Source organism: Mycobacterium sp., from assembly GCF_035603715.1.
Lineage (GTDB): Bacteria > Actinomycetota > Actinomycetes > Mycobacteriales > Mycobacteriaceae > Mycobacterium.
Map to the genome: position 1 here is coordinate 1 of NZ_DATNJW010000343.1, position 5,839 is coordinate 5,839.

Below are 5,839 nucleotides of genomic sequence, written 5' to 3' on the forward strand. Positions count from 1 at the left end.
GCCAGCACGGTGGCGTTCTTGTGTTCGCCCGGGGGCAGTTTCATCAACGGTCAGACCATCGTGGTCGACGGTGGATGGACCTCGACAAAGTATCTGTCGAAGTTCGCCCTGACGTCGGAGTGGACAGCGCAGTGACCGCTGTGGTGACGCGCTAACGGTTTTCGAAGTGGCCGCGAATGCCGGCCAGCATGGCGATGTGTGCGGTCACCGCTTCACGTTCGGTCGTCGCAGCAAGCAGCCGGGGAGCTGCGATGTTCAGCCGCTCGGTCAACCGGGTGCCCGACTCGGTCGGCTGGAAAGTCACGGTGCCGTTCAGCCGCACCCGGGGGAACTGGCGCGCTTCGGTGATCACGTCGCCGTGCTGCGGGACCTCGACCCGCGCCCAGTAGGTGATCGGCATCGACAACGGCCCCAACGGAATCCGGTCGCGCACCCGGTAGGTCTTCTGATAGCCGTTGGCGGTTGGGTGGTGCTCCAGGAGCTGCACCGACACCACCAGCGGATGTAAATCCTTGATGTTGTCGAGGTCGACGTAGAAGTCGCGCACCTCATCTGGCGGCGCGGGTATCTCGTCGCTGATTGTCCGCTCGGCGTGCGCGATCCAGAGGCTCACAGCGGGTACCCTCAGCGGCCGCGGGCCAGCGACTCGAGAAATCCGTTGATACGGTCGCGGGTGTCCTCCGATATCCAACTGGCCCGTACGTTTTCATCCGTGACGGCGCCGGCGTCAATCGCCGCGCGCACCGGCTTATGCAGCTGCTGTTTGGTGGCCGCATACGCGGCCGGCGAGTACTGGCCGAGTTCGCGGGCGGCGGCCAGCGCCTGGCTCAGCACCTCGTCCTTTGGGACCACCGCATCGATCCATCCGCGGGCCAACGCGGTGTCGGCGTCGATTGTCTTGGCCTGCAAGGCGGCCCGGGCCGCCGATATCCCCATCGCATCTCGGCAGATTTCGAGTGCAGCCACCGGGAACGGGACACCGACCGCGACTTCGGTGAGGCCAATCGTCCCACCGGACATCAGCCGCACATCGGCACACATTGCCAACACACATCCGCCTGCGATCGCATGCCCGTTGATTGCCGCGACCACCGGCGCCGGGTGGTCATAGATCGCGAGAAAAGCCTCAGACAGCGCCTCAACGAATCGCCTGGCGTAGTCGGTTCCCCCGTCGGCGAGAGCGCGCAGGTCGACACCGGCCGAGAAAGCCCGGCCGGCACCGGTGATGACGACCGGGCCCTCGACACTGTGCATCGAGGCGATGATGAGCTCGAGCAAGTCGAGGTCGAGGGCATTCACCGGCGCGTTGTCGAACCGGACAATCGTCACGCCATCGGCTGTTTCGAGATCTGTCACATATCCTCCGCTCGCCCGTTCGGCAATCCAGTCAAGCAAATACCTGGACCCAGATGGCGGTGATTGACATGATGGGGCGTTCATAGATGTGAAATACCGGTGCCATCGAACGTAAGGGCCAAGTGTCGAGCGTACGGGCCGCCGTGCTGAGCGCAACATATTCCGGCAATGGGCAGAATCCCGTCGCCGACGGTCTTCGGCGGGCCGGGCTGAGGTCCTCATTAGGAAAGCGGAAGTCCACCGATCGTTCCGGTGGCGCCGTTGTGCTCGTGCCACTGGACCCCGCGGCGATGCCGAATGCGCGAGTGCTGCACGATTTGATCGACGCACTCGTGGAGCTGGGGTGGCCCGCGGTTGCCGTCGGAGCTGCCCTGTCCCAGCAGGCGACCGATCGGGGGATCACCGACGTCAACGGTGCCCTCACAGATGCCGGCTACCTCGGGATCACCGCCGCGGGCAACGGCTACGAAAGAATAGATTTTGCAGCCGGTATGGAGCCGTCATCGTGCCCACCGTCCAGCGTGCTGGCCGGGGAACTCGTAAGTTCAACTTGGGCTCAGGCCGGCGCGCGGGTAGTCATGGCAAGGTGGACTGGCGACCCGCAAGAGCATTTTCGCGGGTGCGTTTCGACGATCCTTGATTGCGTGGGCCCGATACCGGCAGCAGCACCGGCTGACGTAGCGGCGGATATCGTCGCGCACTTCCCACCGACTTTCTCCATCATTGAGGCACGCCGCGACGAGGACTCCTACACGTTGATTACAAGTGCCGACGCCGTGCTGGCAGATGTGGTCGGCGCGGTGCTGCACGGGGAGGATCCCGCGGCCTCACGCCTGGTCGACGGATGCCTGCAATCTCATGGTCTGCCTGCCGAGTACCGCTTGGTGGGGGATGTCGAGCCGCTCCAAATCTCGGCGACGCAGAAGCCATCCATGAGCGATGCGTTGCGGCGACTTGATCAGTCGCTGCCGGAGGGGGCCCGGATCTTGCGGGTCTTGATGTCCCGCAGCGGAAAGGATCGTGACGTCGACGAGTTGCACCGATGGCTGCAACGCGTAGTCGGCCCATGGGTCGATCCCGGCTCACCCAGCAGTCCGGCGGCCGTGGCCGCGATCGGTTACGCGTTGGCGATTGCGGCCGACTCGATCTCTGCCTTTCAGACGAACTTCAGTAAAGACAAGGTGCGACGGACCGCGGTCCCGCTGGGCTTCGACGCTCGGCAATATCGGGCCGACGACTACCGCCGAATTCCGAAGTATTTGGCAAGATTCGGCGCGCTACTGAACGCGGCGCCGCGGCAGAACCCGTGGGTGCACTGGTGCTACTTTGACCGATCGGTGCTGTTCTCGGTCGAACGTGTGGTCAACGCCGAGTACGCCGACTGGGTAGCCAGAGTTGACATCGCACAGGGCATCAGCATGATGGCCGACTATCTTGGTGGCCGAATCGTCCCGATATCACGCGATGACGAGGGCCGCGTCGTCATGCAGGCCGAACGAAACATCTATCTGCCCCAACCGAATTATCTCGCCTTCTGGGGCGGCAAGGTCATCGACGTCTGCAAGATCGAGTTGATCGAGTACCGACCCGAGCACTGTCGACTTAGTTGGCGGACGGTGCTCAGCCCCAACGATTCCGCGGCCTACGACGATGGCGAGCTCATCTTCGCCGACAACGGCGATCACACGACGCGAGTGACCATCTCGGGCCGTCAGCAATTTCGGCTACCACCGTTTTGGGAGGTCGTCGACCTTGATCGCTACCCCGAGGTCAAGGCGCCTCTCGTCACCGACGCGTATCGGCGTTTCTTCAATGCCACGTTCGACAACTTCGAAGCCTGCTTTGAAGGTAGGCCGTATCGGATCGGCGCCGACACCCCAGCGCCCTCAGCCGCTTTGCCAACAGAGGCCTGGTCGGCATATCTGGACATCGCCCGGGAATGGCTCGCCGAGCGCGACGGCATCGCTGATGCTTATCACGTTGATGAGCAAGGATTTCGACATTTCGCCGGCACGACGAACGCCGAACCGAAGGTGTCTCCGCGACGCTGGTCAGATGCATTGCGCCCGCTGCTGGACGAATACGTCGTCGCCCTCCGCACCGACATGGCCCGGATCCCGCGATGGTAAAAGTGGCTGTCACCGGCGTAACCGGGATGATCGGCGGCGCGGTAGCTAAGCGCTTCGTGCAGCACGGGTACACGGTTCGCGGCATCGCCAGACGCCAAACACAACCAAACGAGTTGCCGTTCGAGATCACAACGGCCGCTTTGGAAGACCGCGAGGAACTTCACTCCGCCTTGGCCGAATGCGAAATCGCGGTCCACTGCGCGGCCGTGTACGCCTACGGCGCGTACAACCATGCCGAAGTGTCGACCGTCAACATCGACGGAACGCGGATGCTGATCGATGCCGCAAAAAGCGCCGGCGTGCGTCGAGTCATTGTCACGTCATCATCGGTGACATCCGGATCCAGCGCGGACGGCTCTGTACGCGATGAGCGCTACCGAATCGGGAACGAATACGCTCCGCCGTACTTCCTCAGTAAGGTGCGGCAAGAACAAGCCGCCCTGCAGGCGGCCGGCGACGATATCGACGTGATCATCGCTTGTCCCACCGTTGTGATGGGCGGCCCGTCGTCTCGCCTGGTACCCAGCAACGCGATCGTCCTTCGATACCTACTGGACTTCTTCAGGTCCACCTTCCCCGGTGGATGCAATGTGGTGTCGCTCGACGACGTGGCATTGGCGCACGTGATATTGGCCGAGAACGGAGCCCCGGGAGAGCGTTATCTCATTGGGTCAGAAAATCTGTCTTGGCGGACGTTGCACTCGCTGATTGCCGACCTGGCTGGTGTCGCGGGACCACGGATCGAAGTTCCTACCGCCGCCGCCTACATTACGTCGGCGGCCGCCGAGGCGTGGGCGCGCTTCGCTGAAACTGAGCCGCTTTCGACGCGCGAGGAGGCACTGACCATCGGGCGTTACTACTGGTACAGCCAGGACAAAATCGCGCGCCTAGGCTATACACCCAAACCCGCGCGTGCTGCCGTCGCCAACGCATTGGCGTGGCTGTTGAGCAGCACGCAGCTACCACGGTGGATACGTGAAACCCTGTGCCCGCTTCCCGAAGTGCGCACCAGCCGCGCGTTGATCCCGCGCCCGCTGTAGTCGACCGCCGAAGTCAAGAGCGGTGACGCGCTACTACGGCTCGCCGGCGGCGCTGCCGTGATCCGCGGGGGCCCGCTTGATCGCTGAGTCGACCGCAGTAAGCACCTCGTCCCCGGCTCGGGTGGCGATCTTCACCAATTCGGCCGCATACCTGAAGTTCAGGTCGGTGACGGCTTGCCAATAGTTGGCGGCCTCGCGCCAGACCGATTCAACGTACGCACGACCTGTCTCGAACGCGGCTTCGCTGTCCTTCACCGCGTCTCCGACCAAATCCGCGAACTCGCCGCTTAGCCGGGATTGAGACTCGATGGCCTCACGTGTCAGATCGGCGACCTTGCTGACGGTCTCCGACGATGCCGCAGCAGCTGCGGACGCTGCGCCTTGTTTTCGAGCGGGTGACATCATTCGTTCCTTTCGGTGCTGCCAGGACTAACGAGGTAACTGTGGTGCAGGCCGAGTCGCGGATCGGCAAGCGAAGAAAGGCTCTTGTCGTACTCCTGAAGATCGGGCAGTTGCACTCGGAGCCGCCTTTTCAGCGACGGATAGTCGTAAACCGTGATGTGATTTTGGCCCCGGTTGGCGGTGAAAAGCAGGGTCTGGTCGGCAGAGAGCTGACACGCGTAAACGCCGTCCAGCAGCGCACCCCGGGTGACTTGCAGGCCCGTCGCGTACAGGTGTGACTCGGTGAAAAAATTACCGCGCGAGACGGTGTCCGCGACTGTCGCGGAAAGCTGGCGAGAATATCCCCATTGCCCCAGCAATCCGGGATGTTCGTCGATCAGCCGATGATTGCTCATCGTCTCGAGATCGACCAGCACCACCGTTTGGCTGCCGCCAGTACAGAAGATGAGTTCGGTGTCGCTGATGCAGACATCTGAATTGATGTGCGCTGGAACCTCTTTGCCTGCCGACCAATGCCGCAGAATCTGCCCGGATTCGGCATCAATCTCGTACGCATACTGCCGCAAATGGGCCATCCCCCACTGCTGCCAGTCTCCGCGCCCACTGGGGAGCACCCGAAACGAGATTGCATAGAAAACGTCAAGTACCGGATGACAGACCACATGCCAGGCGGTCGTCGGCAGCGGCACCCGGATCGCGTCGCCGGTTTCCAGATCGAAGATACCGACCTCGCGCGCCTCACCGCGCTTCGGATGATCCATCCCGCCATACACCAAGTAACGTCCGGAAGCGGTGCGCCTCATCGCGTGCGGGATCTTCAACCGATGGGGGCCAATGGGTTCGGCTTTGGTAAGGCGGTTCAAGTCAAACTTCCACAGCTGCTCGCCGACGCTGGCGATGAATTCTGTGGCG

Annotated in this window: 7 protein-coding genes; 3 read left to right on the forward strand and 4 right to left on the reverse strand. The window is 62.8% G+C overall.

Going from position 1 to position 5,839, the window contains the following annotated elements; genetic code table 11:
- A partial coding sequence (locus tag VN856_RS14275) for an SDR family oxidoreductase (RefSeq protein WP_325690096.1) occupies nt 1-135 on the forward strand: 135 nt, incomplete at its 5' end.
- Nucleotides 136-151: 16 nt separating this feature from the next.
- Here the strand turns inward: VN856_RS14275 and VN856_RS14280 are convergent.
- Both VN856_RS14280 and VN856_RS14285 read right to left on the reverse strand, forming a co-directional pair.
- Complete coding sequence (locus tag VN856_RS14280; RefSeq protein ID WP_325690083.1) at nt 152-613, reverse strand: SRPBCC family protein; 462 nt, start codon at nt 611-613, stop codon at nt 152-154.
- 11 nt (nt 614-624) lie between these two features.
- Nucleotides 625-1,356 (reverse strand): enoyl-CoA hydratase/isomerase family protein, encoded by a 732-nt coding sequence (locus tag VN856_RS14285; protein WP_325690085.1) that lies wholly within the window; start codon nt 1,354-1,356, stop codon nt 625-627.
- 122 nt (nt 1,357-1,478) lie between these two features.
- On the opposite strand from VN856_RS14285, the gene VN856_RS14290 reads away from it, so the two are divergent.
- Together VN856_RS14290 and VN856_RS14295 are read left to right on the forward strand one after the other, a co-directional pair.
- On the forward strand, nt 1,479-3,485 hold the full coding sequence (locus tag VN856_RS14290) for a hypothetical protein (RefSeq protein WP_325690088.1): 2,007 nt from the start codon (nt 1,479-1,481) through the stop codon (nt 3,483-3,485).
- Nucleotides 3,479-4,525: an NAD-dependent epimerase/dehydratase family protein gene (locus VN856_RS14295; RefSeq protein ID WP_325690090.1), complete on the forward strand. Its 1,047-nt coding sequence runs from the start codon at nt 3,479-3,481 to the stop codon at nt 4,523-4,525. The genes VN856_RS14290 and VN856_RS14295 overlap by 7 nt, the downstream gene beginning before the upstream one ends.
- A gap of 33 nt (nt 4,526-4,558) precedes the next feature.
- On the opposite strand, the gene VN856_RS14300 is transcribed toward VN856_RS14295, so the two are convergent.
- Nucleotides 4,559-4,927 (reverse strand): hypothetical protein, encoded by a 369-nt coding sequence (locus VN856_RS14300; RefSeq protein ID WP_325690092.1) that lies wholly within the window; start codon nt 4,925-4,927, stop codon nt 4,559-4,561.
- Nucleotides 4,927-5,839, reverse strand: a 913-nt coding sequence (locus tag VN856_RS14305; RefSeq protein WP_325690094.1) for a hypothetical protein, incomplete at its 5' end; no start/stop codon positions are given. The genes VN856_RS14305 and VN856_RS14300, both read right to left, overlap by 1 nt.